This window comes from Fluviicola chungangensis, from assembly GCF_007558725.1.
Lineage (GTDB): Bacteria > Bacteroidota > Bacteroidia > Flavobacteriales_D > Crocinitomicaceae > Fluviicola > Fluviicola chungangensis.
Window position 1 is genome coordinate 453,484 of record NZ_VLPL01000001.1, and the last position, 25,225, is coordinate 478,708.

The window sequence follows — 25,225 nt, forward strand, 5'->3', positions numbered from 1 at the left end:
AAAAGGTATTCTCAAACAAAACTAAACATCTACTTTTGAATGTGGCATTTTTATTTTTGAATTCTCGAAATTCTCCCGGTTTTTCTGTTCACAGAGAATCTCCTCCAAAAATGGTTCTGTGACTTTGCGGATCTCTTCTTCCGAAATATCCAACGCATGCGGATCACAGACCAATCGCAGCCAGGGTTTTGGGGAACAATAATCGTAGCTTCCGAAAATAATAACGGAGTTCCCTTCACCCGGATAGTCATTTTATCTTCCAACACCCATTGATCGGCCCAATAGTAGAGGTGTTTTGCGTCTTTTTCTCCCAAGCGCAAACAGGAGTGAGAAGCCGGATAACCCGGCAAAGCATACTGATGCCAGCCCACGCCGGCTTCATTCAGGATGTTAAAGTTCCACTTTAATATCCATTCGTCATTGATCGTACTAACAGTCTTTTTAGCTTTCCAATTGGTATAGAACAACCCAGTCGGAGTTTGGTGTTTTTCCCTGCCCATATTTGTCGGACCGGTGCGAATCAACCTTCCGTTTTCATAAGCGGCAAAAGTCTGTGTCGGATAAGAGAAATAAATGATCTTATTGACAGCTTTCAAATACGAAACTTCCGAAGGAAACGGCAGATAAGAAGCTATCTCCCCGCTAAAATCGATCGGTACAATGATGGTATCCATTTTTTTAAAATTTCGCTCATCTGTTCTGTTTACGGCCCAAACTATTTCCTGTCCGGAAGCCGTAACGGCAGAATCCTGCAGCCACTGTTTTGCATCCTTCAGCTCAAAGGCGAATCTCTCGGGCGTTTTCCCCTTCCCGGAAGGTGCTTTTTCTGCTTCGGCTTTCCCCGCCGATGCTTTGCTCTCAGACTGACAGGAAAACAACAGGGCTAACGGCAGGTGTAACAGGATGACAAACTTCTTCATACGTGATTCATTGTGTTCAACTGAAGATCTGTTTATTCCTTCGAAAAACAGTTACATAATTATTGGAATACCGGGCAATCCAATTAAAAATGATTCATTGAATCGCCCGGAAGCAGCTTTTCAAAGGATCTAAGAAATGGATGCCTGAACCAGTTTTTCGATATCGAACTTGCGCATTTGCATAAATGCCTGGGCTGCTTTTCCGGCTTTTGCAGGATCACTCATCAATTTACTCAAAATAGTGGGGATCACCTGCCAGGAAACACCAAATTTATCTTTACACCAGCCACACATACTCTCTTCCCCGCTTTCTGTCAATTTAGCCCAATAATAATCGATTTCTTCCTGGTTTTCACAATGAACGGTGAACGAGACCCCTTCATTGAATTCAAACGGATGCGGTTGTATGCTGTCCATAAACATGAACTTCTGCCCGTCAAATCCTATTTGCGCATGTTTTACCTTGCCTGCTTGTTCAGGAGCTTCATTATCACCATAATAAAGTATTCCATCCGAAACCGGATTTTTGAAGATCGTTGAATAGTGGTTCAGGGCTTCTTCGGCGCGGCCATATTGCTTTCCTGTAAACAGCAAAGATGGCGTTATACGCCGCCCAACCTCTTCCACTTTTCCAAGCCAAAACTGCCACGAAACACCGTATTTATCGTTAACCCAACCGTATCGTTCACTCCAATCGTACGTATCCAAAGGCATTAAAATGGTTCCTTCTTTTGTGAATGCTTCCCAAATCCGGTTTATTTCTTCTTCCGTATCACACACATAAAATAAAGAGATTGATGCATTCGGACGAAACATTGGCCCACCATCCAACAATGTAAGGTGTTGTCCGGAAACTTCAATTTCAGTTACAATCGGTGACTGTGCCGCAATTTTTGCATTCTTCAACTGTGAGCAATAGAACGCTCCCGCTTCTTTTGCCTGGTTATCAAACCAAAGACAAGGTGTTATTTGTTCTTTCATCTTTAAACATTTTATGCCACAAAATTCCTTTATAAAGTGCCGGGAACATTGTATAAAAACGACAAAATTTATTTTTCCGGATCTAATCCCGATTGCAGGTATCCGTTCGGGGTGGTATTCGTAAACTCCTTAAAAGAACGGATATAATGGCTTTGGTCGAAATACCCATTGGCATATGCGACATCTGTTATTTTTTCAAAATGACCGCCTTTCAACTACGAAAAGGCAAAATAATGCTGACAGATCCTTCTGTATTCGTTTGCAGAAACACCGACATACTTTTTAAAGATCCGTTGAAAAGTACGCTCAGTCAGATTTAATTTCGCCACCAATTGAGCAAGCACCTCTGCACTTGAATCCTGCATCAGTGCATCAGTAGCACAGCGAATCATTTCACAATCCCGTCGATTACGTTCTATTTGTCCAGAAATAAACCGTTCCAGGCACTTTATTTTGTCTGCTGTGGATTTGGAATGATGCAAATGATCCTGAAGTGCCTTTGATTTCCGGGCATTCCACCTACCGAGATCCAGCGGACTTTCTTTCAGCTCCTTCGCAGAACATTTAAAAGCGGCAGGCAAACTAAAGGGTTTAAATAGAAACGCGATCCTTGTTTTATTCTTTTCCGAACTCCATTCTTCGTCCGGGACAGATTCCCCGTAAAGAAAAATGGAGTGGTCCTCCTTGTAAAACAATGCAGGAATTCCTCTGGTAACAACCGGCAAATTCGATTTTTTGCCACCTGCATCAAATACCAGAATACTCCGGACATATTGACGCAGATCCGGATTTACCTCCCGATAGTAATAATTCATAAACGCGTTTTACTCAAACTTCCCATTCCATAAAGATATGATTTGAACGAACTAAATTCAAGTAAAGACATCACAGGAAAAAATCTATTCCAATCGTTTTTCCTTGATTCCCCTGATTACAGAGAGATTGGATTATTTACTGTTTTGTAAGCGGTTCAGCGATTCCAATTAAAATTCCTTCCGGCCCGCGAATGTAACAAAGCCGGTAAACATCCTGGTAGCGCACGACCTCTTCAACCAATTCTGCACCGAGTTTGTACAATCGGTCAAGTGTATCATCGATGTCGGAGACTGCAAACATTACCCGTAAATAACCTAAGGCATTTACCGGGGCTTTGCGGTGATCTTCGATTACTTCCGGACGAATGAACCGCGAAAGCTCCAAGCGGCTGTTTCCGTCAGGTGTAACCATCATTGCAATTTCTACCGATTGATTACCCAGGCCTGTTACCCGGCCCGCCCATTCGCCCTCAATCATCCCTCTTCCCTCCAGTTTCAGCCCGAGTTCAATAAAAAAAGCAATGACTTCATCCAGGGATTCCACTACGATCCCCACGTTGTCCATTCTAAGTAACTTGCTCTTTGACATTTGTTGTGTATTCAATTCAGTTACTAAAATATGCTTTTTCACGATCGAAACAAAAAGAACTGATACCGCCACAGGCGGTGTGAGAAATTGTGTCTGCAATTTAAAATGTGCCTGTTCAACTTGTAAACCGGAATATTCAAATACATTGCTGCTTACCATTCATCACACAGATTTTTTACGGTACATTATTCGATCAATCTCAACCATAATACCTGGTGAACACCTTTTTGCCCGTCCATCAAAAGCACTGTTCCTTATTCAATAAACCAAACGACAGTTACCGTTTCCTGCAATTCCATTTCTTGCGGCGCAAAACTCAGGTCTGCTCCATCGGCTGCCATTTCTGCCGGGGCAAACATGCGCATGTCTTTGTAATAAACCGGAGCTGAAGCATCATTTCCGTAAACAATTGCCTTTACGCCGGTCATTTTCACACCGGCAGCACGTACCAGGTTGTTTGCCTTCATGCGGGCATCAGCCACTGCTTTTGCCTGCAGTTCTGCCGCAGTTTTATCGCGCAGGGCATCGGAAAGGTAGAACCCGATACTGAAATCTACCGGATCTTTTGCTTCTGAAAAACGCGCCACTATTTTTTGTAGCATGCCCTGATCGTAGGCAAATTTGACTGTCAGGTTCTGTGAAACCACATATCCGCTGTCAACAGGTCCGTTCTGGCGGTAAATCCGGTTTTTAGATGCGGAGAAATGGGTGGTTTTCACATCCGTTTCATTGAATCCCAATTGCTTAAGTATTTTCAAATAAGTTTGAGTCTGGTCTCCGAGTGCTTTGGTCGCATCTGCCATGTTCATTTTGAGCGATGAAATATGAATGTTCAACTGGGTCATGTCCGGAATAACGGACCCCTTGGAAGTGCCGTTGACCGTGATCGTTGATTTGGAAGGTTGCTGTTCTGTTTGTCCGAATACTGTTCCTGATACAAGAACCATTACTAAAAGAAGTGTTTTCATGATCGCTGTTTTATTTAATGATGTTACCCGGGGAACAAGAGTTGTGCCAATTCATAAAAACATGGTATCCAATATCCTGCTCCCGAACCGGAATTCATCTGCACATTTCTTCTACCAGCAAATCGCTGAGTTCTTCCCGCATTTTTTTAAAAAAATGATCGCTCTTTTTGTTCGAAAGCAGGCATAAGAAGGTATTGGACTTTTCGTACCACCTGATGTATGTATGAGCGCCCCAGTTTCTTCCGGAATGCGCCCTGAATTTTCCAAGCCTGTCTTCCGTAAAGTACCAGCCAAAACCATAATTCCAGTTTTCCGTATTACTTGCTTCAGAAAACTTATAAGTGAGCGCAAAATACTTCTGCCATTTTTCCGGATTCCTGCAAACAGTCTGGTAATAGGCAATCATATCCTCTCCGGATGCATACATTCCTGCTTCACCCGAACTAAAGGCGTTGTAAACGACCGGTTTTAATTCATCGGTATACCCATAGAGTTTTTCACCACATGCGGGCAAATAACAGGCTGATGTCATGCCCAGGGGCACAAGTATTTCTGAAAGGCAATGGTCCTGGAAAGGCATTTTAGTGACCCGCTCAATGATTTCAGAAAGTAACAAATACCCCGAATTACTATACCCCCATTTGCTTCCGGGCGGGAACACGGTCGTATCCAACTGGAACAGCATTTCAAGTGCCTCTTGTTTGTTTACGGTATCGTGTCTCGTTGTCAATGAATAAAAATCATGAATCCCATTCGTGTGATTTGCCAGCTGCTTAATGGTTACCTTTTGTAAAGCGGGTTTGAGTTCAGGCAGATACTTACCGATGCAATCATCCGGATGGATCGTTCCTTTTTCAATCAGTTTCACTGTTGCCAGACCAGTAAATTCTTTAGCCAGCGAAGCCAGGTCAAACCGGTCAGTTAAAGAAATACGTTCTTTTTTTGTTAGGGGATCTTGGTAGCCGTAATTGAAAGTCAACACACTGTCTGCACCGAATCCCACGATAATAATTCCGTTATACCCGCCCATGCTATCGTATTCATGAACAACCCGGTCAATTTTTTCCGAGATCGTTTGTCCGGTTGTGATGTGTGAAGAAAGATTGTAAACGACAAAGAACAAGCCTGTTTTGGCAACCAATTTCATTGTTCCCGAAATACTGATATGTAAGATCTGTTTCATTGTTGAATCCAAAATGATACCGACAGGTAAGTTAACGACTTTCAGCCGGCTTACCTAACAGTTAACATCTATTTCTCATGCGGATTACCCAGCTAATTCATCTCATTATTGCAACTGTTTCCCGACTTGTTTGTCCGTTTAGTTCTTTAATTCGGATGCTGTTTTTGCATTCAGGTATTTTTTCAGCAGGTAGTACATTCTTTCATACTCCTTTAGCTTATCTACGTAAATAGGTTCATACCCCATTTCCCGCTTTATCTGATCCCGAACGAAATCCATCAGGGTTCTGTTATCGGCAGGATCAATAAAGTTCATGTCCAGGTAATATTTTTTTTGTGCTTCATAAAGCAAGCGCTGAACAGACATGTCGACGTCCAATTTCGTCACATTCAAATCTGACGCCAAACTGTTAACATAACCGTAGGCAATAAAATTTTCCCGGTTTTTCAGCCACATGATTTGAATTTTCACCCGCGCAACTTCAAAGGAATTATACGAAGGATCCGCACATGCCAATTCCCACAGATCATGCTGAAAATCAAAATTAAAGCGATTTCCTCCTTCCTCCGGACCTGTATATTCCTGCTGAGTATACACCTGGTGACAAAAACCTGTTTTAGCATCTTTATCGGGTTGACCGCAATCGGGCTCAACTTTTCCTGATTTAGTGTAAAAAACCCAGGATCCGATCTGAGGAAATCCATTGTTGTCATAATTTCCCGAAGCTTCCAACTTCCCGTTTTCGTAGTAATAATTCCAGGTACCAATTTTACGTCCCTTTTTAAAAGCTCCCTTTATCCGTGGAGTTTCAACAGCTCCCCAAAACAGTTCCGTTTTATCTACAGCAGCCGGAAGTTTCCAATTGCTCAGATCCTGGTCAAATGAATTCGCATTCCGGAACATATCTTTCACCTTGGTTACATTGGAAACATTCCAGTTACCAATGGGTTGATTAAATGACATTGCCCAGGCAAACATATCACTCATATTCGTTACGCTTTCCGTATTCCAATTGTTTAAGGGCTGATTGAATTCAGAGGCCCCCAGAAACATCCGGTTGAAAGTGGTTACGCGAGACATGTTCCAATCACCGATCTGCTGGTTAAAAGAAAGTGCCCCGTTAAACATGTCGTAAGTTTTAGTCACATTTCCCGTATTCCATTTTCCTATCGGCTGATTGAACACGACCGCATCACAGAACATCCCGTTCATGTCTGTTACTTTGGACGTATTCCAGTTTTCGATCGGCTGGTTGAAAGAGAATGCCATATTGAACATTTTCGACATATTGACCACATTCGCTGTATTCCAATTCCCGATAGGCTGATTAAATTTTCTTGCATAGCAGAACATTTCTCCCATATCCGTTACCCGTGACGTATTCCAGTTACCAATGGGTTGATTGAAAGCTATTGCACAGAAAAACAAGGCATTCATATTCGTGACATTTGAAGTATTCCAGGTTCCGATCTCTCCGTTAAATTCAGCAGCATGTGAAAACATACCGCCTAAATTCGTAACCGAGGCCGGCAGCGTATTGGGAACACTTTGAAGATTTTTCGCATCATTAAAAGCATTCTCAAAAGAAGTAATTCCTAAGCCATCCCAGCTCAATACTTTTACCAGTGAGGAATTATTGAGATCGGGACTGGCCGAACCGTATGCATTCAAAGCCCCTGTAATTGTTATGATCTTGGTTCCCGGATTGGAATAGGTGTGTGATACGAATCGATCACTTCTGATAAACAAACCTGTTGGCGCACTGGCCTCCTGGAATGACTCTTTTTTTGAACCGTCTCCCCAATCAATGGTAACGTTGTATGGACCTTTCAATGGAAGCTCAACAGTCATACCGACAGACTCCAGGTGATGTTCCAACACCATTTGGGTATAAGCATTATTTGCAATCAACATTAACAGCAGCAGTAGTTTTACGCTTTTCATATCATTCTCTTTTATCTTTCAATTTATAGGTCTCCTGTCCGTATTTTCCGCCTCATCATGATGTCGATCTGCTCGTCATTCCCAAGTTTGAATATATGCTTATCAAATGCCTCCAATCCATTTTTTTCATAAAAACGGATCGCGCGCGGATTTTGTTCCCAAACTCCCAGCCACACATACTCCAGGTTCTTTTCACTCGCCAGTTCGATCGCTTTTTCAAACAGGATTTGTCCGACTTTTTTTCCGTGAAATTTCTTCAGAACATAGATCCGTTCGATTTCCAGTGCATTTTTATCCTTTAGTTCGGTTTGGGAATTTCCGGTATTGACCTTTAAATATCCGATGGTTTTTCCATTAAGTTCGGCAAAGTAAAAGTCCGTATCGGGATCAGCCAGTTCCGCTTCCAGTTTTTGAATTGAAAAACCGCTTTCCAAATACGCATTCATGTTTTCCTCACTGTTTTGGGAAGAAAATGTTTCGGCAAATGTCTGCTTTCCAATCGCTGCTAATTCCTCGACGTCCTGACCTGTTGCTTTTCTTATGTCCATCCCCTGTCATCCGAATTTTCCAACTTTCTGCTCATATGAATGCGATCAAACGGCCTAATTTCCATACACATTCAGAAGAAAAATCAGGTCCTCTTTAAGTTTTTCCTCGCTTGTTTTGAGTGCATAAAAATCGATAGAACCCACTTTTTCCGTTTTAATATCCCCTCCCGATTCTGAAGTATTCTCCAGCATCAGAGAATCTTTAAACTTCAGGCTAATTCTTAAAACAGGATTGTCTGAAGCAGAAGTAATGGTAAAGTCTTCCAGTTTATTCCAGGGAATTTCATAGTACCTCAATCTTCTTGTATCCTTAGCAGATCCTTCTTCCAGCACGGAGGTCAGTTTAAACTCTTTATTGCTAATGGAACAATCTTTTATGGTCACCTTGGCCTTTTCATTTTGGAACACCAGGTTACCATCTTTGTTGTTTACCAACTCATTGATCTCTTCACATACTGTTTCAGCAACTTCTTTGAGATCTGTTAAATCAATTTTGAACATCGTGTCATTCAGAAAATTTTCATAAAATTCAAGATCCAACGGTTCTTCAGATTCGGTTGTTTCCGGTACTTTTTTATTACAGGCCGACATGGCTTTTAGTTTGGAGAGTTCATCCATCACGTATTGTTTGTCCTTATCGAAAAAAAGCAACGGAATGCTATTGACCGCACTTTCTTCCGTCACACCATCCTCTTCCATCCGGAGAAAAAAATAATTTTTAAACTGTAAATTAAAGGTTGTCAACTTATTATTTTCTTCACATTCTTCTATACTAAAGTCTGAAAACTGATCCCAATCCGTCCCTGAGTAGACTCCTTTTCTATCGTGGCTGAGAAACTTAAACTCTTTTACCTTAATATCCAGTACCAACGACATTTCTTTCTCAGTAATTTTATACGTTTTTATTTTATAAGTAATTCCCTGTTCTTTATCCTGGAATAAAACCCCGCCATTCAAGATCTCCGCTTTTTTTGCAGATTATTGAATATTTCTGTTCTGCTTTGAGAAAACAAAACGTGTGACGGGATGATTAAAAAGGCAAGAAAAATAAACTGAATACTTCCTTTCATGGTCTTCTTTTAGATTTGTTTGTCATTAACCCTTTTCCTGTTCAGCGCTGCTAATGCAGCAACAAAACCGGTTCAAATATAGTATTTTCTGCAATGTATCCTCAGGAGTTTTCAGCAGCGGTAAGTCGGTTTCAAAACATTTTTGACAGCGAACAGTACGGTTATTTCAGGGGTGCGACGCCGATTAGTTCAAGCATCAGGTATTTCAACCTTCATATCGGTGGTACTCCGTTACGGTTAAATAGTACCCATCAGGATCACGTAATGAAAATTCCCTTTTTGTTGAATTCGGGTTCACATGCATTTCTTCTTCTACCGGGTAGTCCATTTTCTCCACATTCGCCCGGATCATGTCCAAACGATCTGTTTTGAAATAAAGTATCAACCCGTTTCCCGGCGGGATCCCGGAATTTTTCATGGTCGGATGTTCGTGTTCACCCCATTTATGAAGGCAAACCAGAACTTCATCGTTCTCATCCGCCAATACGGCAAAATGATCTCCTCCATGGGTTCTTTTACAGTCAAAAACCGCTTGGTACCACTTGGCACTTTCAGTTACGTCCTTCACGGCTATTATCGGGTCGATTTTTGTCATCTGCTTACTTATTCGTGATAGCCTTTCTGAACTTGTCGCTTTGAAATCCACCAATAGTTCCCACAAGGGTCAATTATTCCAGATTGCCTGTCTCCGTAAGGCATATCTGTTGGTTCAAATTCAACTTTCGCGCCATTGTCAACCGCTCTTTTATGAATACCCTCCACATCGTCTACATACAGGTAAAGCGCCGTTCTCATTCCTTCAAACTGCCCACGTGCCTGGCTAATCATCAGGCAAGCTTCACCGATTTCCAAAATGCAGTTTGCAATGTCCCCGTTTTCCGGGTTCACAGATCGGTTGATTTCTTTTGCAAGAAAGGCATTTTTTAGAAAGTCAATTAACCGTTGGGGCTTATCAACGAATAAGTAAGGTGTAACCGTATGAAAATTATCCGGCCTATAAGTTTTAAATATGTTTTCCATACTTGTCTTTGTTTGGTTTAGACATTTTCGGTGTTCTTTACGGTTATTACTTTTTTCCGTACGGAAGTAATTTCCAGTGGATAAAACCTTAAGTTACCAAGGTTTATTCAAAGCTCCAAGTTTGTCCGAACCTTTTTATAAGAGGACGAAACGGGAGTGGTTACAAACCTGCGTTTTAACTGTTTACTTTTTATTTTTCACCAGGTCGCTTAGTACGGTTCCGGGTTCCAGTAAAATATTGGTCAATCCGAAACCATAATTTCTTGTTTTCGGGTAGATCAATCGGTTCTGTTTCGATTCGTCTATAAATCTATTTCCAAAATGACCATATCTATGATTTGTTTCCCGTTTTCATATATAGGCTCATTATAATTTTCCAAGAAAAAGTTTTTACGAATACCGGTAAGCATAAAATCCGACTTTTTATAGAATTCAATTTCCTTTTCGCATTGGTCACAAGTACCAACGAGTAATTTTTGAAATCCTCTTTGTTTCACCTTTTCTTTAATATAGTTAAGCAAAATTGTCCCGATACCTTTTCCTTGCAAATTTTCGATTACTGCAATATTTTTAATCTCAATCGTATCATTTTGAACGACTTTTAAAATAAATGCTGCTACAAATTGTTCTTTGTATTTCCCCAAATATAATTCACCTCCATCCAGATTTTTTTCGATTGCTTCTTTCGTATCGTCCGAAAGCAATAACAAATTATAAGGTACTTCTTCTGTTTCTTTTATCGGGTTTATACGAATTTTTGTTGTATCCATATTCTAAGTCTATCTCCTGTCTTTGCAACAATAACCGCTAAAGGTTTGCAACCAAGAGACGCGAATTTAGCAGTTGCGGTTGTTCATCCATGTGATTTTTAGTTTTAGTTTCATCCTGATAACATGAAACTTGCATGTATTGAAACCCTTGATGTTTTTTGTTTATCCGCATCAAATACCGGCTTGCAGTTATTAATTACTTCCCCCTCGGCGGATTTATATTTCCAGCTTTCGCTCTAACGCAAGAACCATATTAACAGCCGTTTTAATTTAATTTCCTAAATCCGGTTAAACGACTGTCTAAATTCCAAAGGTGAAAGGGTTGTCTTTGTCTTGAAAAGTTTGCTGAATGATTGCGGGTACTCAAACCCTAATTCGTAAGCAATTTCGCTGATTGAGCGCTCTGTCGTTGACAGTTTTTCTTTCGCTTTCTCAATCAACTTATCGTGTATGTGCTGCTGTGTGCTTTGCCCGGTCAGCACCTTGAGTAAACCGCTCAAATAATTTGGCGTAACGTTTAAGTTATCAGCAAGGTGTTGAACAGTCGGCAAACCTTTTGAAACCAAATCGTCGCTGCTAAAGTAGTCCGACAAGAATTTTTCCAATCGGTCAAGAATTTGATGATTGACTGTTTTCCGGGTGATGAATTGTCTCTGATAAAAACGCTCGGAATAATTGAGTAATGTTTCTATTTGCGAAATGATAATGCGCTGACTAAACTTGTCAATGTTTGTGTGATATTCCTGCCGGATATTTTGAATGATTTGGTGAATGATCGTTTCTTCTTTTTTGGAAAGCCACAATGCTTCTTTTACGGAATAATTAAAAAAACCATATTGTCTGATGCTTTTTGCAAGCGGTGTATTCCAAAGAAAATCAGGATGAATGAGTAGCATCCACCCTGTTCTTTTAATTGTGTCGTTCGGATTGTTAATGATTTTCAACACTTGATTTGGGGACATAAAAAACAATATCCCCTCATCAAAATCACACGCCTGTTGTCCGTAATACATTTTGCTCACGCCTCGCTTGAGGGCAATCGTGTAATAATCAAATGTCAAATTTTCAATGCCATCAGTTGGTGCCGTGTAGATTTTGGAATAATCCACCACGCTAATCAAAGGGTGTTCAGGCTTCGGCAAACCTCTCAATTCGTGAAACTCACTAATCGACTTTAATCTGCACACTTTCATACTCAAAGATAATGGTTTTTCATCGGACCATCCATATCACTGTCGCTTATCACTTTGATTAAAAATTACCGCAAACTCTTTTGCAAAATCAGTGAGTTTTACTTTACCTAACGCCGGTTTGTGTTTGTGATAATCTTCATACAAAACTCCGGTCATTCTGCCGGTATTCATTTCTGCCAAACCTTCAGCTGCCCGCTGACTAAAGCCTGCGCGAACTAAATTTGCAATAAACTCTTCGTCAGGAATTACAACCCATTTCAAATCGGGTTGCCCAATGGCGTTACCCAAAATCATTGCGGCTTCATTTGGTGTAACTTCATCACTTGCGATGTAACGGATTTTTCTCCTGTCAAACGGCAATTCAATTTCTTCGGCAATGGTTTCCGCAATGTCCAACGGAGAAACCCAAGGCTCTCTCAATTCTTCGCCACCATAATTCTGAAAAATACTTCCCGCGTTTTTGATTGCAGGAATGAACGCAAACATATTGTAGTAAAAGCCGACAGGTCGCATCAATTTAATGGTAACATTTTCAGGTAATGTTTTTAAAACACTCTCAATTTCATAACCATATGCCAACATTCCATTGCCTTTGTTGGTATGTGCTGCAATGGTACTTAGATGAATGACTTTTGTTACGCCTGCATGTAAAATTGCTTGTTTGAAATTGTTCGCAAGTTGAACGTAATAAGCAATCACGTCTAAATTTGGATCAAAGAAATTTACAGGCGGAACCATCGTATAAACAAGGTCTGCACCTTTAAAGGTTTCTCTCAGAAACGCAACATCTTCAATCGTTCCGATAGCGGCTTTCGCCCCCATATTTTCGATTTCTTTTTGTTTGTCCGTTTTACTGCTGATGATCGTTACTGAATGTCCTTTAGCAATCAATTCCATTGCAAGTGGTTTGCTGATGTGTCCTAACGAACCTGATAACACTATTTTCATTTTTTTTACTGTTTTGATTTGACGATGCAAAATTGCAGCGAAGTCAAAAAACAGACTTAGCCAAATCTACTTTTGTCGTAACCAAAAATGACCTGTTGTCACACGTTCTTTTTAAGCCGTGTTATAAATTGCCGCTTACTATTGGTCGTATGCAGTATGCTTATTTAATCCTTATTCCGTATTGTTTTTATTAGGTCAACCACTTCCTGGAATTTGGGAATTCCTCTTTTGACCCATTCCTGGGCTAAATCTAATGCAAGTGTGTTCTGATCGTAATCCAATGGAGGAATTGTCGGGTCGGCACCGTTTTCCAACAGCACTATCGCACTTTCCTTTTTCTTTTTTAAAATCGCAATGCCCAATGCCGTGTTGCCTCCTTTGTCACACTTATTAAGTTCCATGTCGGGATTTTGCTCAAGCAATGTGCGCAAGGCTTTTGCATTTCCTTTCTCTGTAGTTTCAAATAAAATAGATGGGCCATAGTTATCCCTGATATCTTCTGTTTGAACATTCATCACTACATTTTTAGAATACTTTGAATATAACTCGTCCAGTTCGGGTATTCCCAAACCTGCTAAATAATCGAGGGCAGTATGGCCATGTTTTGATTTCATTTCCGGGTCGCACCCTGCTTCCAGTAATAACCGGTGCGCATCCAGAACATAATTCTGACTGGAAAGCATAATAATTAATGCATTATAATTATCAAGTCTCCGGGCATTCGGATCAATTCCGTTTTCAATGAATTTCCTAATCCAATCAACTTTGCCATTGGTTAAAGCATTGTAATAACAATCCGGGAAATTTTTAGACGGATAATAAATATCTGCTCCCTGTGATACGAGGTAGTCGATCATCTCTTCATTGTTTTCACAAAATGCAAGGTAAACCGGAGTGCAATTGTTTTTATCCGGAACGTTTACATCTGAACCCTGCTCAATCAACTCCTTTACAGTTGTGAGATCTCCTTTTGAGACTGATTTGTGTAATGTGATCTTTGTTTTCATACTGTTGTTAATTATAGCTTAACCAGGAATGTTTTTTGATTGCTTAGAACGATTTACAGCTGTACTACCTGTGTGAACGATGACCGATTCAGCCAGCTGGTCACCAAGTGCTGTTAGCCGTTCAGGCCTTTGTCAATATAAAAACGGTATTAACATTTTGGTCCTGTTTGCGTAATCGTCATAACCTTTGCCATATTTGGTTTTTAGATATTTGTCAAGTTTGGGAGCATTGTAAAAAGCGAATAAACAAAACAAAAAAATTGGAATACTAACAGCAAACCAATTTCGCGTAATAATCGCATAGGCTGTTACCCAAAGCAGATCCCCAAAATAATTGATGTGTCTGGAATATTTGAAAAATCCTTCGGTGTAAATTTTCCCCTTGTTGTCAGGGTTCTTTTTCCATTGGTTACGTAAAATTTCTCCGCCTGTGTTCAGCACACTTCCAATAACAAACAAACTTATTCCAAAGATGTCAATTAAATCAATAGCCTTAGAAGTCGGCAAAGTAAATAAGGAAAAACCGACAAAATATAAACCAAACGCAAAAGGCACGCTAAAACTTTCTTCCCAGGGAATTGCTCTTTTCAGTAATACGATCATCATAAACGCAAACCGCATGAATGTAATGACATTCAATGCGAAAATGATTATTCGTCTGTCAGAAAATTTGATTGAATTGTGAATGTGCAAAGTGTTTTCTATCCAAGTTCCGCCGTCTTGAAAAAGTATCCAAAATGATAACCAAAGTATCAGAATTTCCAAAACGTGAATAGTCACTTTTTGAGGTATACTCCTGCTGTGTTGTCCATATAATTCCATGATTGTTTATATTCTATGTTGTCGTTCGTTTGCCTGACCGCTAATGGTTTCCAAATAGGCAATGGTGCCTTCTCAAATATAAGAAAAGTGATTAAGCTTTTGAAAAGCCGACTCGGTAGAACGAGCTGCTTTGGCGCTTTAGCTTATTTGGTGTTATGTACGCACAAACACTCTACCGTCACTGAACTTAATACGAAGCATAAAGTTCCCATTTTATCCATCGCCATCTGTGACAAAAAGCCCATATCAGTGGCTGTCTTTCTTATTTCCTTTAAAACGAAGTGTTACTGTATTTTTATTTTACTCGTATGCCGTGTCGGTTTGCCTCACATTCGTTGCAATATGTTTTTCCATCACAGCCGGTAACGCCAGGACAATCTGTAGTACAACCTTTGTCCTTATATTGTTGATAAAGTTCTTCGTCATAGCAGGAGCTTGCCTTTTTACATGAAGTAATAAGAAAAAGGAACACAATCATTGTCAGCAATTTGCCAATGATTCGATTTGGAGATTTATTGTTTTTATTTTTTTTCAATTGAGCCTCAATTTTCATGGTAATTATATTTAAAATCTCACAGATTGATTATCAAGTCGTTTAGTAACGAATGTTTAATGATTTTATTGCCGGTATGCGGCTGTGCTATTTCCGTCAAATTGTATTGCTCGTTTGTCTTAACCATTTTTATTTAGTCAAGTATTTTAAATAATCTTTCTCTATATAGCATATAACCATTTTTTCTGAAGTAAGTAGCCGCAACCTTATTAGCTGTCCAGTGGTCAAGTTCAATTTTTTTAATCGAGTTTTCTCGTGCCAGTTGTTCAGCTTTCTGCATTAGCATTTTTCCAGCCCCCGTTTTTTGATGTTCAGGTAAAACTGAAATTTGGTCGATATATAAAGTCCTGATTGTATAATGAAATGCGTTTTCTTTTGCTTCTTTGACAAAAAATACAGCACTGCCAATCGCCACATTATTTAATTCTACTATATAACTAAAGCAATTAGGGTCAGAAAGAAAATTTTCCAATGCCTTCTCCATTTCAATTCTGTTAAAAGGCTTGAATATTTCCGGGTATAATTTAGCATGTAAATTCTGTACATCAGCATTTAGCTCAGCTATTCTCTTAAAGTCTTTTGTCTCTGTTATTGTCATCATAAATTTATTCTATTACATTAGTCTATTTGCCGTTTTAGCGTGCTGCATAACGAATTAGGTATTTACGATGTGCTGCAATACGCTATATTACAAATACCCTGTTATAGGCAGGCAAGTTTACTATTTCGGAAAGTCTTCCATTTGTTTTTTAAACTGTTCGGTTTGTTGTCCGCTATTACTTACTGCCCATTCCGCCATTGCGTACAAAACAGGCCGAAGTTCTTTTCCTTTTTTGGAAAGTTGATAGGTTACAAACGGTGGAACAACAGGTTTCGCCTTTCTGATTACAAGTCCGTCCGCTTCTAATTGTTTCAAATGCTGTATCAGCATTTTTTCTGTAATGGTTGGGATCGATTTTTTGAGTTCGTTATATCGCTTTGTGCCTGTCAATAAGTTAAACAAAATAATCGGTTTCCAATAACCGCCAATTCGTTCCATTACAAACGTTACAGGACAATTTGAAAAAGCGTTGCTTTTGTTTTCCTGTATTACCGAAGTTTCTTTTATCGCTGTCATATTTATACTTACTATGGGGTATGTACTTCCATAAAAGTAAGTACAATTCTAATTTTGCCGAACAATTTTTAAAATAATTTCAAGATGAAAGTAACAGTAACAGGTTCTTTGGGTAATATAAGTCGTATTCTCATTGAAAAATTGGTGTCTGTCGGACACGAAGTAAGAGTAGTAACTTCTAATGCTGAAAGAGCAAAAGAAATTGAACAACTAAACGCAACTCCGTTGGTTGGCTCAATAGAAGATTATGAATTTGTAAAAAATGCGTTTGCAGGAAGCGAAGCGGTTTATTTGATGATACCGCCAAATTTCAGAACTGCCGATTTAAAACAATATATTAAAACTGTCGGCGAACAGTATGCTAATGCCTTAAAAGAAACAGGTGTAAAGTATGCCGTCAATTTGAGCAGTATTGGTTCGCACCTTAAAAATGGTTTAGGTCCAACAGGTTCAAATTTCTACGTTGAACAAAAGTTGAACGAACTGCAAAAGGTGAATGTGTTGCATTTACGCCCGGGAATGTTCCTTACTAATTTCTATGGTGCAATTCCGATGATTAAGCACCAAAATATGTTAGGTAACAATTTTGGCGGAACTATCAATTTACCGCTTACACACCCGAAAGACATTGCAGAAGTAGCGTTCAAGGCATTGAATGATTTGTCTATTTCAGATAAGCAAATTCAATACATAGTCAGCGACGAAAAAAACGGCTTTGAAGTTGCTGAAATATTGAGTAATGCCGTTGGAAAGTCAGGCGTAAATTGGATTGAATTTTCTGATGAGCAACTTCTGGGTGCTTTGGTGCAAAGTGGTTTTTCGGAACAGATGGCAAAGGTTTATATGGTTGAAATCGGTGTCGCTTTGAAAGACGGCAGTTTTATGGAAGATTATAATAGAAACAAATCGCAATCAGTTGGCGGAACTACGTTGGAGAATTTTGCCAAAGAGTTCGCAATGGCTTATCAAATACTGTAACTAAAAAACAAACGAAATGAAAAAAGTGTTCATTCAATACAAAATCAAACCTGAACAAGTGTCAAACGTGGAAACGCTTATCAAAAAAGTGTTTGATGAGTTACGGGCAACAAATCCCAACAGCATAAGTTATTCAGCACAAAAGTTGGAAGACGGTCAAACATTCGTTCACACTTACGTTGCTAATGAAAACGTAAAAAATCCGATTGTCGGTTTGTCGTCCTTTAAGGAACTGCAAGAGTTCATAAAGTTCAATCACCTTGAAAAACCAGTCAGCATAGAGTTGTCCGACATTGATAGTTACAATTCTTTGAGTTAGGGTTTTGGTCAAAGAGGAAAGGTCGTTAAGGTTTTTCCTCTTTTTGTTGGGTGTCACTGTTTGCTTGCCATAACGTTTTCCAACCAGGCAAAGGCGCCTGACAAGTATAATCTCCCGATTGCTATCGGGATTGCGCTTTTGCTTAGTGGTGTTAGCACGCGTTCATTTTTTTCGAATCCATTGAATTAGTTTTGTCCACAAAGTTGTCTCCTTCTGCTCAATTACCAATGCTCCAGGAAACCACCAATCCTTAAATTCATAACTGTATTCCTTTCCTCGGTCATCTGTGATAGTCGAGTGGCAGATATAAGGATTCTCAGTATATTCTTGTGCAAAAGGGCATATTCTACTTTTAGTAAAATCAAATTCTATTATCAATTTGGCTTGTGTTACTAAACTAATATCGGAACCAGAATCATTAACTAGTTTGGGGAACCAACTTACATAACCCTGTATAGAACTTTGTATTGGTTCTGTTATCAAAGTCGTTGGCTGAGAGTAATTATTCAAAAGGTCTATCTCTAATTTAGACAAACCAGACGATTGCATTTGTTTTTGGATATGTCCGAGCACATAATCACCTTTATAATAATTCATTGTGCTAATAAATGACGATCCAATATTGTGAGCTACGCTTTTTAAAGTTTTATATCTTGCCATTATCGTCGGATCTGGTTAATGAGTGCTAACGGTTCTCAACTAGGAGACGCGGGCTTCTTGGTTGTGCCTGCCCGACGTAACGTCAGTGGAGGCGGGGTTATTCAGCCCGAGGCTTTTAGTTGATGTTAGGCACATTATTTATTCAATATAATTTTTCTTGTATCAAAGTTTTTGTCATTGTCAGATACGCGAATGACATACAAACCGTTTTGTTGATCATACAAGTCCATTTTAAATGTTTCCGAACTAATTATATCTGACTTGATTAATTCCCCAGTTTGATTGAAAATCTCAAGGTTAAAAGTTCCAAATTGATTTAGTTTTATTGTCAACAGTCCACTTGATGGATTTGGATAAACAGACTCAATAAAAGTAAGATTCTGCATTTTTTTGGTTTCACCCATTTCTCCGTTGTACGGACTTAATACTATCGGGTAAAAATTCATATTTATTTTTCCACTTTTTGCAAGTTCAATTATATCCTTTTCAGTGTATTTAGAAAGTTTAGATTCTAAAGATGGTGCGTCTCCTAGAAGAATAACAATTCGCTTACTATTGGATTGCCAAAATCCTTCTTGAAAAGCCTCATAAATACCGTCATATACTGATTCGGGAAAATCTCCTCCATGAGTCATTCGAATATTTTCAATAAAATTCATAGTACCATCAAAATCACTTTCAAAGTTTTGAAAATCATACCATAATTTTCCATCTTCATGTTTATCTCCATACGTTGAAACAGCTAGTCGAATATTTTTAAACTTCTTAATTGATTTTAATATTTGATTCAGACTTTTTTTGATATTAGCAAGATCATCTTCCATACTACTTGTCTTATCAATTATTAACATTATATCGGTGTTGTCAATAGCATGGTTTTCGATTATTTCTGCTATTTCTTTCGCAACAAACTTTGAATTGGCAACTACTTTAAGGCCACCTTCAGTCTCTCTCGCCAATGCGTTGAATTGTTCGAGGCACTCAGAAGATAAAACAGTATTGTCTATCAGTTGAGGAATTTCAACTTTCAGTTGCATGATCGAATCGAACACAATCATTAAGGAATCATTTTCAGCCTTTTTTAGCTCGAGCTTTTCAAATTCAGTTAATTCTGGCTTGTCTGGTGATGAGCATGAAAATACTATCAGAGCAATCAGTATTAAAAATATATTTGTTTTCTTCATCTTTTTCATATTGTGCCTAACGTTTTCCAAATAGGCAAAGGCGCCTTTTCAAATATAGTACTTTCGGCGCTTTTGCTTATTTGGTGTTAGTGCTTGGTTTATTTTAAATCAATTATTTCATTATTTTCAGGATTCCTAATGGAAAACCTAATTCTAATCTTGTCGTTTATACGAAATTTATTGTCATTGTCATCTTTTGAGAATGTCAAATATTTCTTTGAGTTAAATTCGAATTCAGCAGTAATTGTCCAGCGCCCTCTATTATTTACTCTCGCCCATTCCCGCTCAATCACTTTACCATTTGTAACTTTTCCATAGTTTTTGAAATCGTTTTCTGATAGATATTTACTCCATATTCCAAATCCAGGTCCTAAAATTAAAATGCTCAAGGCTGCATACTTAGTCGCATTTTTTTTGTCTAAGAAAAAGAGTAAGGTTTTATAAATCGTAAATGGAATACCTCCAAATATTAATACGACAGGTAATATTCTACCAATTCTGGACTTCGAATATAAAATGTGTTCTCCAAGGCCAAGAAATAATAATACCAGCAATGCAGTCAACAAAATTGGATAGATTAAATTGAGTTTCATTTTGTGTTGTTTGTCACTTAGCACATAACGGTTTGCAAATAGGCGCTCGCGATAGTGGCGCTTATTTGCTGTTATGGGATGGATTGTATTAATTATCAATTTATCTTAATGCGTTCAATAAATTTATTTAACTCTCCGATTATGCCTAAATACGTAACTTGTAAAATCTCTAAAAAAATTCTTCTTTATTACAATGCGATTATGCGGTGAATCGTCGTAATTGGCTACTTCAAATTCGGTTGAGGTAACTAGTTTCCCATCCACATTAAACCTAAAAAAATATTCATCTGGTTCCATGGGAAATTCGCTTACCCACTTATCACCAACTTTCACTAGCAAATTTTCATATTGATAATAGGAATAATCAATCAATACAAATTTGGCATCCTGAAAATCATCAACTTCCAGACGGTAAAAATTGTTAGATGGGAACTTTCCATTTAATTTATTTTTGAAAAGGATCATTTCTTGTTCTTTTGGGAAAGACTTTAATCCTTCATCCAAACAAGCAATCGCCATCTCTTTTTCTCCCCTGCAATACAAGGCAAAGCTATTGATTGAGTAATCTTTTCGCTCCCATTTTATTTGTTTTAAAAAATGTTCAAATACCGGATAGGAATCAAAATTTGCTTCCATATCGATCAATCCCGTAACAAGCAAACGCATCCAGGTTAGTCGTTGGGTAGAATCTTTAATGGATTCCATCAATTCAATGGATGTGGCCGTGGCTTTCTTCTCAGCTGCAGTATGAGCTTTAACCATTATGTTATCACTAAACAGATCACAGATATACATAGAAGTTCTGCCTTTATTTAGCAACTCTTGAATTGATGTTTTATAGGTGTTTTTGTAATCTAATCCGAAATAAAACCAAATTTCTCCGGTTGTCAAATTATGAATATTTGAATAGATTGTGCTTACACCACTTGAATAAAATTGATGTGTAGAATCACAAATTTGCGTGAACAATTCAAAGGATGGTTCGTTGTTTTTTAACATGCGTTGTGCAATCGGCATTCGGAAACATTTTTCACCATCTTCATCACCTATGTCAGGATGACATGCGTTGTAGTTTGTAGAAGCCAGATAATTATCTTTTGTAATCCACATACTATCAGCCACAATTATTGCTAAATTTCCGTGCCTATCAGCCAAATGAAGTTGACTATTTTCAATTCCCGGGATTTTATATTTTTTGTATAAAGCCATCACCTCCTGAACGGATGTGAAGTGTTGCATGATATACTCAAACATTTTTACGTGACCTCCAGGATAATATTCTTTGTTTTCGTTTGTTGTATTCTTTGTAAAGGGAACCCAATTGAAATCAAAAAACAGTCCAGCCTCATTGACGCCGCCTTGCATTCCTTGCTTTGGATCATTATAAGTAAAGTAAACATATCCAAGCTCACCGTTATTGGCAGGAACAATATTGATCAGATTTTTAAATGTGAAGAGGTTGTCCTCATTGTTGCCTGTCCAAACTTGTCCTTTTTTATCCTTTGCACTGATGATTGTACAAGCAACTATATTTGTTGTCGCGAACAGAAAGGAAAATAGTATCATTGAGTTTTTTAATATTCTCATTTAGGTTGTATTGTATTTTTATAATTAAATCTGTTCATTCAATAACAATCAAACTTTCGTTTAAGTATCGGATTGATGCTGAACTTTCCCATAACGTTTTGCGGCTTGGCGTAGTGGCGGATTTTTAGCACAAAAGTTCAATCGAAGAACTGCACTTGAACCTACTACAAAACTGTCATACGAAGCACTGAACCCGCCATTACGCCAAACCGCTGTTAGCCGTTCGCCCTTCTTTTCTGTCGTCACATTTGAGATATGATATTGTTCCATTCTTTCTTATGCTCAAACTTTAGTGCGGTGTCAATTTCAATAAGATTTACATAGTTCTCAATGAACTCTGATGTGTCAGAAAGAAGTCGTAAATAATACTTTAGAGAATTTGTCAAGCCGTTTGCAATTACGTGGCAACCGTGAATATTTTTGATTCGCTCAATTTCTTTGTTGATTTCGTCCGCTTGTGAAGTGTCAATATTTGCAGTTGAAAGCAAGTAATAGCGGTTTACTTGTGTGGTCTTAAATTTCTCAAATGCGTCTTTAACAAGCTGTGCTGTTATCGGAATGCCGTGTTTGACTTCTACTGCTTCAAACGCTCTTTCTTTTTCGTCAACAATGTCTATGTCGCCAATGCGTCCGCTTCGGCTGTCAGCCGAAGTATGGCTTTCCATTGGTAATAATACTTTTCCTTCAAATCTTTTTGTTTCATTAATTAAGCATTGGTAAGCTGCATACAAGGCTAAAACAGGAAGTCTTGATGCACCTTCTGCTGAATATTTTGTGTCAAAATGTTTGCTCAATAAATCAATTATTGTTGCAATTGGAAGATTAAGAGGTTTTGCTAAGTCTATATGCTGTGCGTTTCTTTGGATAATTAGTCCTTGAAACAAAAAACTTAAAAGTTTATCTATGTCTTTTCCTTTTTGGATAAAGTCAATGGTTTGTAAAAATGCGGTCTTTAATGAGTCGGGTCTTATTGCACCTGAATAGTTTGAATCATAAGGAACTTTTTGCTCCAATGAGCGTGTAAGCCATCCACTCTCTGCCATTGCAGGAAATTTTACACTTTTTAGAAACGGTGTGATAAACTTTGAATCAAAAGTCCTTCCTGAATAACCGTTTGGAATACTGGTTTGGTGGTTTCTAATGTCTTGGTCAGGATTAAGTTTTTTGTAAACAGAACTTGTTAAGATGACAGTAATAACTGCTTTTGCTGATTCAGACCTTCCCAAAATTTCAAGAAGATGGTTTGCAATAGTTGAATCTAAGTCGGATTTGATTTCATTATCGGAACCAACAACTGCCATTGATTCGTTATAGATTTTCTCTAAAAATTCGGTTGGTTCCATTCTATTTCTCGATTTTTAAAAGTTGTTTTTTAATTTGCTCGCCTACTGCTTTAATCATTGGAACAGCAACGGAATTCCCAATTTGTTTGTAAAGCTCTGCTTTGTTGTTTAAGAGTTTGAATTTGTTCGGAAAACCCATAATTCTATAACATTCTTGAATAGTAAGTTTTCTAACTTCTCCTTCGTGCCAAATCCAAAATCTACCTGATGATTCTTGAGAGGGTAGTGCAGGATGCACTCCTTCTGTCGAATAGATTCTGTTTGGTTGTTTATGAACTCTTGAAAGATGCTCTGTCCCTGGTCTTACTCCTGCTTTTCTAATTGTTTTATTTCTGTAACCAGCGAATACTAAGCCTGAATCTTGAATTTTTTGCTCGTCCAAAATAGTGTATGGCTCATCCAGATATTCAAATTCATTCTCTTTGTCTAAAAAGTCTTTAAGTGCTGGTTTAGGTTTCTTTTTAATTTTTGCAAAGTCAAATTTGGTTTCCTTGTGTCCAATTATAATTATGCGTTCTCTGTTTTGTGGCAAACCAAAATCAGATGCATTTAATACCTTTTTTGAAACAACATAACCTAACTCTGCAAGGTGCTGAACAATTGTTGAAAGTGTTCTCTTATTATCGTGGTAAACTAAGTGTTTAACATTCTCAAGGAACACAACTTTAGGTTGTCTTTTTTCAATAAGTTCAAAAACGTGATAAATCAATGTTCCCCGTGTATCTTCAAAACCTTTCATTTTTCCCGATATACTGAAAGGTTGACAAGGAAAACCTGCACAAAGAATATCGTGTTTAGGAACTATGTCCAAATTCAGTTTTGTAATGTCGCCAAATGGAACTTCCCCAAAGTTGTATTCATAGGCTCTTTGTGCGTGATAGTTGAACTCTGATGAAAAAACACATTTACCGCCAAGTTCTTGTAATGGAATTCTAAACCCACCAATACCTGCGAAAAGGTCAATAAAAGTAAACTCCGGATTTTCAGGTGCTGGAAAAGAAATGTCCCACTTTATTGGAAGCATTGCCTGTAATTCAGGCTCTGCAACAAGATTTAATTCTTCATTTATAGTTTCAAAGTATTCCTTTGCTCTTTTTTCAAAAGATTTTGAAACTCCATTTGTATGGTTGTGAAGATAGTGCGTGAAAAAAGCTAAATCTTCTGCATTACCATTTAAGGTTTCAACTTTCAGCTTGTCTCGAAGTTTTGAATATTTTATCATAGCTTAAAAGTTTATCTTACCTTGTTGTTGATTTTTGATTCGCATATACTTTGCCTTTTCTTCAGCCGCTTTTAAAATTTGGCTTGGTTCTTCTTGGGGATAAATAATTTCAGCAATTTTCTCACTGAAATATTCGTGTTCCAATTGTTTAAGGTCAAGGTCAAAAATTTTTGAAAGCTTCGGTAAAACGTCCACTGGCACATTTCTCTTTCCGTTTTCAATTTTGGAAAGTGTTGATTGGTCAATGTCTAAAGCAGCTGCAAGTTTAGTCAGTGTCAAACCGTTGTCTGCCCTAAGTTTGTGAATGTATTCTCCGAATGTTTCTTTCATTTTCTTGAAATTTTCGCCTTGACAATTTTGGCAAATTTACGAATAAGTTTGATTCTTTTCTGTCAAAGTCTGGAAAATTTAAGTCGGTTTATTTTCGGTGGTGTCGTCTTTTAGGGTGACGGCTAACGGTTTCGGGCTTTGCGTTGGTGGGCTTTTGAAACTGTAAATTGTCTACCAACACCAACGTTTATTAATTGCTCAAATGTTTCTATTACCACTGTCCGCCCACCAACGCAAAGCCCGTGTTAGTAGCCGTTTTAAATTAGCTTCCCAAATCCAAACTATATAAAGGAGGTTGAGATTTTTTAAGTAGGGAAAGACCTTCAAAAAAATGCTTGTCGAGATTAGCTAATTGCTTTGTCACTTTGTTATTAATCTTAAAAAGCAACTCCGAGTCTGTAAAATAGCTCCCATTGTCTGCTTTCAGACTAAATTGCAACTCGTGATCGTCATCATTTTCGTCATTGTATTCGAGTAAAATTTCAATTTCATTCAATGGAATTTGACTATCCTCCGAAAGTTCACCCTTAATTTGTTCTTTGAAGGCATTTAGAGATTCGA

The 25,225-nt window shown here is 38.3% G+C and carries 30 protein-coding genes; 2 read left to right on the forward strand and 28 right to left on the reverse strand.

What is annotated here, in order from left to right:
* Nucleotides 1–50 precede the first annotated feature (50 nt).
* The 20 genes from FO442_RS02250 to FO442_RS02345 form a co-directional block, all read right to left on the reverse strand.
* Nucleotides 51–920, reverse strand: a complete 870-nt coding sequence (locus FO442_RS02250; protein ID WP_342777655.1) for a L,D-transpeptidase — start codon at nucleotides 918–920, stop codon at nucleotides 51–53.
* A gap of 129 nt (nucleotides 921–1,049) precedes the next feature.
* Nucleotides 1,050–1,901 carry a VOC family protein gene (locus tag FO442_RS02255; RefSeq protein WP_144331511.1) on the reverse strand — a complete coding sequence of 284 codons (852 nt, stop codon included), beginning with the start codon at nucleotides 1,899–1,901 and terminating at the stop codon, nucleotides 1,050–1,052.
* Nucleotides 1,902–1,969: 68 nt separating this feature from the next.
* Nucleotides 1,970–2,116 (reverse strand): helix-turn-helix domain-containing protein, encoded by a 147-nt coding sequence (locus tag FO442_RS02260; protein ID WP_144331512.1) that lies wholly within the window; start codon nucleotides 2,114–2,116, stop codon nucleotides 1,970–1,972.
* Nucleotides 2,117–2,716 (reverse strand): hypothetical protein, encoded by a 600-nt coding sequence (locus tag FO442_RS02265; RefSeq protein ID WP_144331513.1) that lies wholly within the window; start codon nucleotides 2,714–2,716, stop codon nucleotides 2,117–2,119.
* Between the two features lie 136 nt (nucleotides 2,717–2,852).
* Nucleotides 2,853–3,464 carry a VOC family protein gene (locus FO442_RS02270; protein ID WP_222101963.1) on the reverse strand — a complete coding sequence of 204 codons (612 nt, stop codon included), beginning with the start codon at nucleotides 3,462–3,464 and terminating at the stop codon, nucleotides 2,853–2,855.
* Nucleotides 3,465–3,559: 95 nt separating this feature from the next.
* Nucleotides 3,560–4,273 (reverse strand): SIMPL domain-containing protein, encoded by a 714-nt coding sequence (locus tag FO442_RS02275; protein ID WP_144331514.1) that lies wholly within the window; start codon nucleotides 4,271–4,273, stop codon nucleotides 3,560–3,562.
* Between the two features lie 94 nt (nucleotides 4,274–4,367).
* Complete coding sequence (locus FO442_RS02280) at nucleotides 4,368–5,456, reverse strand: serine hydrolase domain-containing protein (protein ID WP_144331515.1); 1,089 nt, start codon at nucleotides 5,454–5,456, stop codon at nucleotides 4,368–4,370.
* Between the two features lie 138 nt (nucleotides 5,457–5,594).
* Nucleotides 5,595–7,400, reverse strand: a complete 1,806-nt coding sequence (locus tag FO442_RS02285; protein WP_144331516.1) for a BspA family leucine-rich repeat surface protein — start codon at nucleotides 7,398–7,400, stop codon at nucleotides 5,595–5,597.
* Between the two features lie 23 nt (nucleotides 7,401–7,423).
* Nucleotides 7,424–7,948 carry a GNAT family N-acetyltransferase gene (locus FO442_RS02290; protein WP_144331517.1) on the reverse strand — a complete coding sequence of 175 codons (525 nt, stop codon included), beginning with the start codon at nucleotides 7,946–7,948 and terminating at the stop codon, nucleotides 7,424–7,426.
* A 54-nt stretch (nucleotides 7,949–8,002) separates the two neighbouring features.
* Entirely contained in the window at nucleotides 8,003–8,905 is a 903-nt protein-coding gene (locus FO442_RS02295) for a hypothetical protein (protein WP_144331518.1), read from the reverse strand.
* A 318-nt stretch (nucleotides 8,906–9,223) separates the two neighbouring features.
* Complete coding sequence (locus FO442_RS02300; RefSeq protein WP_144331519.1) at nucleotides 9,224–9,613, reverse strand: VOC family protein; 390 nt, start codon at nucleotides 9,611–9,613, stop codon at nucleotides 9,224–9,226.
* An 8-nt stretch (nucleotides 9,614–9,621) separates the two neighbouring features.
* Nucleotides 9,622–10,038, reverse strand: a complete 417-nt coding sequence (locus tag FO442_RS02305; RefSeq protein ID WP_144331520.1) for a VOC family protein — start codon at nucleotides 10,036–10,038, stop codon at nucleotides 9,622–9,624.
* Between the two features lie 302 nt (nucleotides 10,039–10,340).
* The gene (locus FO442_RS02310) at nucleotides 10,341–10,808 is read right to left on the reverse strand and encodes a GNAT family N-acetyltransferase (RefSeq protein ID WP_144331521.1); all 468 of its coding nucleotides are present in this window, start codon (nucleotides 10,806–10,808) and stop codon (nucleotides 10,341–10,343) included.
* Between the two features lie 278 nt (nucleotides 10,809–11,086).
* Entirely contained in the window at nucleotides 11,087–12,001 is a 915-nt protein-coding gene (locus tag FO442_RS02315; protein WP_144331522.1) for a helix-turn-helix domain-containing protein, read from the reverse strand.
* 36 nt (nucleotides 12,002–12,037) lie between these two features.
* Complete coding sequence (locus FO442_RS02320) at nucleotides 12,038–12,949, reverse strand: NmrA family NAD(P)-binding protein (RefSeq protein ID WP_144331523.1); 912 nt, start codon at nucleotides 12,947–12,949, stop codon at nucleotides 12,038–12,040.
* 164 nt (nucleotides 12,950–13,113) lie between these two features.
* The gene (locus FO442_RS02325) at nucleotides 13,114–13,956 is read right to left on the reverse strand and encodes an ankyrin repeat domain-containing protein (RefSeq protein WP_144331524.1); all 843 of its coding nucleotides are present in this window, start codon (nucleotides 13,954–13,956) and stop codon (nucleotides 13,114–13,116) included.
* Nucleotides 13,957–14,088: 132 nt separating this feature from the next.
* Nucleotides 14,089–14,562 (reverse strand): DUF1295 domain-containing protein, encoded by a 474-nt coding sequence (locus tag FO442_RS02330; protein WP_222101964.1) that lies wholly within the window; start codon nucleotides 14,560–14,562, stop codon nucleotides 14,089–14,091.
* 511 nt (nucleotides 14,563–15,073) lie between these two features.
* Nucleotides 15,074–15,331, reverse strand: a complete 258-nt coding sequence (locus FO442_RS02335) for a hypothetical protein (RefSeq protein WP_144331526.1) — start codon at nucleotides 15,329–15,331, stop codon at nucleotides 15,074–15,076.
* A gap of 133 nt (nucleotides 15,332–15,464) precedes the next feature.
* On the reverse strand, nucleotides 15,465–15,932 hold the full coding sequence (locus FO442_RS02340) for a GNAT family N-acetyltransferase (RefSeq protein ID WP_144331527.1): 468 nt from the start codon (nucleotides 15,930–15,932) through the stop codon (nucleotides 15,465–15,467).
* 120 nt (nucleotides 15,933–16,052) lie between these two features.
* Nucleotides 16,053–16,448, reverse strand: a complete 396-nt coding sequence (locus FO442_RS02345; RefSeq protein WP_144331528.1) for a winged helix-turn-helix transcriptional regulator — start codon at nucleotides 16,446–16,448, stop codon at nucleotides 16,053–16,055.
* An 84-nt stretch (nucleotides 16,449–16,532) separates the two neighbouring features.
* Here FO442_RS02345 and FO442_RS02350 point away from each other — a divergent pair, with 84 nt between their 5' ends.
* Together FO442_RS02350 and FO442_RS02355 are read left to right on the forward strand one after the other, a co-directional pair.
* Complete coding sequence (locus FO442_RS02350) at nucleotides 16,533–17,426, forward strand: NmrA family NAD(P)-binding protein (RefSeq protein ID WP_144331529.1); 894 nt, start codon at nucleotides 16,533–16,535, stop codon at nucleotides 17,424–17,426.
* A 16-nt stretch (nucleotides 17,427–17,442) separates the two neighbouring features.
* Entirely contained in the window at nucleotides 17,443–17,745 is a 303-nt protein-coding gene (locus FO442_RS02355) for a hypothetical protein (protein WP_144331530.1), read from the forward strand.
* 162 nt (nucleotides 17,746–17,907) lie between these two features.
* Here FO442_RS02355 and FO442_RS02360 read toward each other — a convergent pair whose 3' ends face one another.
* The 8 genes from FO442_RS02360 to FO442_RS18810 all read right to left on the reverse strand — a co-directional run.
* Nucleotides 17,908–18,405 (reverse strand): hypothetical protein, encoded by a 498-nt coding sequence (locus tag FO442_RS02360; RefSeq protein ID WP_144331531.1) that lies wholly within the window; start codon nucleotides 18,403–18,405, stop codon nucleotides 17,908–17,910.
* 134 nt (nucleotides 18,406–18,539) lie between these two features.
* The gene (locus FO442_RS02365) at nucleotides 18,540–19,589 is read right to left on the reverse strand and encodes a T9SS type A sorting domain-containing protein (protein WP_186279836.1); all 1,050 of its coding nucleotides are present in this window, start codon (nucleotides 19,587–19,589) and stop codon (nucleotides 18,540–18,542) included.
* Nucleotides 19,590–19,687: 98 nt separating this feature from the next.
* Entirely contained in the window at nucleotides 19,688–20,182 is a 495-nt protein-coding gene (locus FO442_RS02370) for a hypothetical protein (RefSeq protein WP_144331533.1), read from the reverse strand.
* Between the two features lie 123 nt (nucleotides 20,183–20,305).
* Nucleotides 20,306–21,769: a carcinine hydrolase/isopenicillin-N N-acyltransferase family protein gene (locus FO442_RS02375; protein ID WP_144331534.1), complete on the reverse strand. Its 1,464-nt coding sequence runs from the start codon at nucleotides 21,767–21,769 to the stop codon at nucleotides 20,306–20,308.
* 242 nt (nucleotides 21,770–22,011) lie between these two features.
* Nucleotides 22,012–23,112, reverse strand: coding sequence for a DNA methyltransferase (locus FO442_RS02385; RefSeq protein ID WP_144331535.1), 1,101 nt, complete (start codon nucleotides 23,110–23,112; stop codon nucleotides 22,012–22,014).
* A 1-nt stretch (nucleotide 23,113) separates the two neighbouring features.
* Nucleotides 23,114–24,334 carry a DNA cytosine methyltransferase gene (locus FO442_RS02390; RefSeq protein ID WP_222101965.1) on the reverse strand — a complete coding sequence of 407 codons (1,221 nt, stop codon included), beginning with the start codon at nucleotides 24,332–24,334 and terminating at the stop codon, nucleotides 23,114–23,116.
* Between the two features lie 3 nt (nucleotides 24,335–24,337).
* A complete protein-coding gene (locus tag FO442_RS02395) occupies nucleotides 24,338–24,664 on the reverse strand; it encodes a helix-turn-helix domain-containing protein (RefSeq protein ID WP_144331536.1) in 327 nt (108 codons plus the stop codon).
* Between the two features lie 262 nt (nucleotides 24,665–24,926).
* The coding region (locus FO442_RS18810) for a hypothetical protein (protein ID WP_222101966.1) at nucleotides 24,927–25,225 on the reverse strand (299 nt) is incomplete at its 5' end.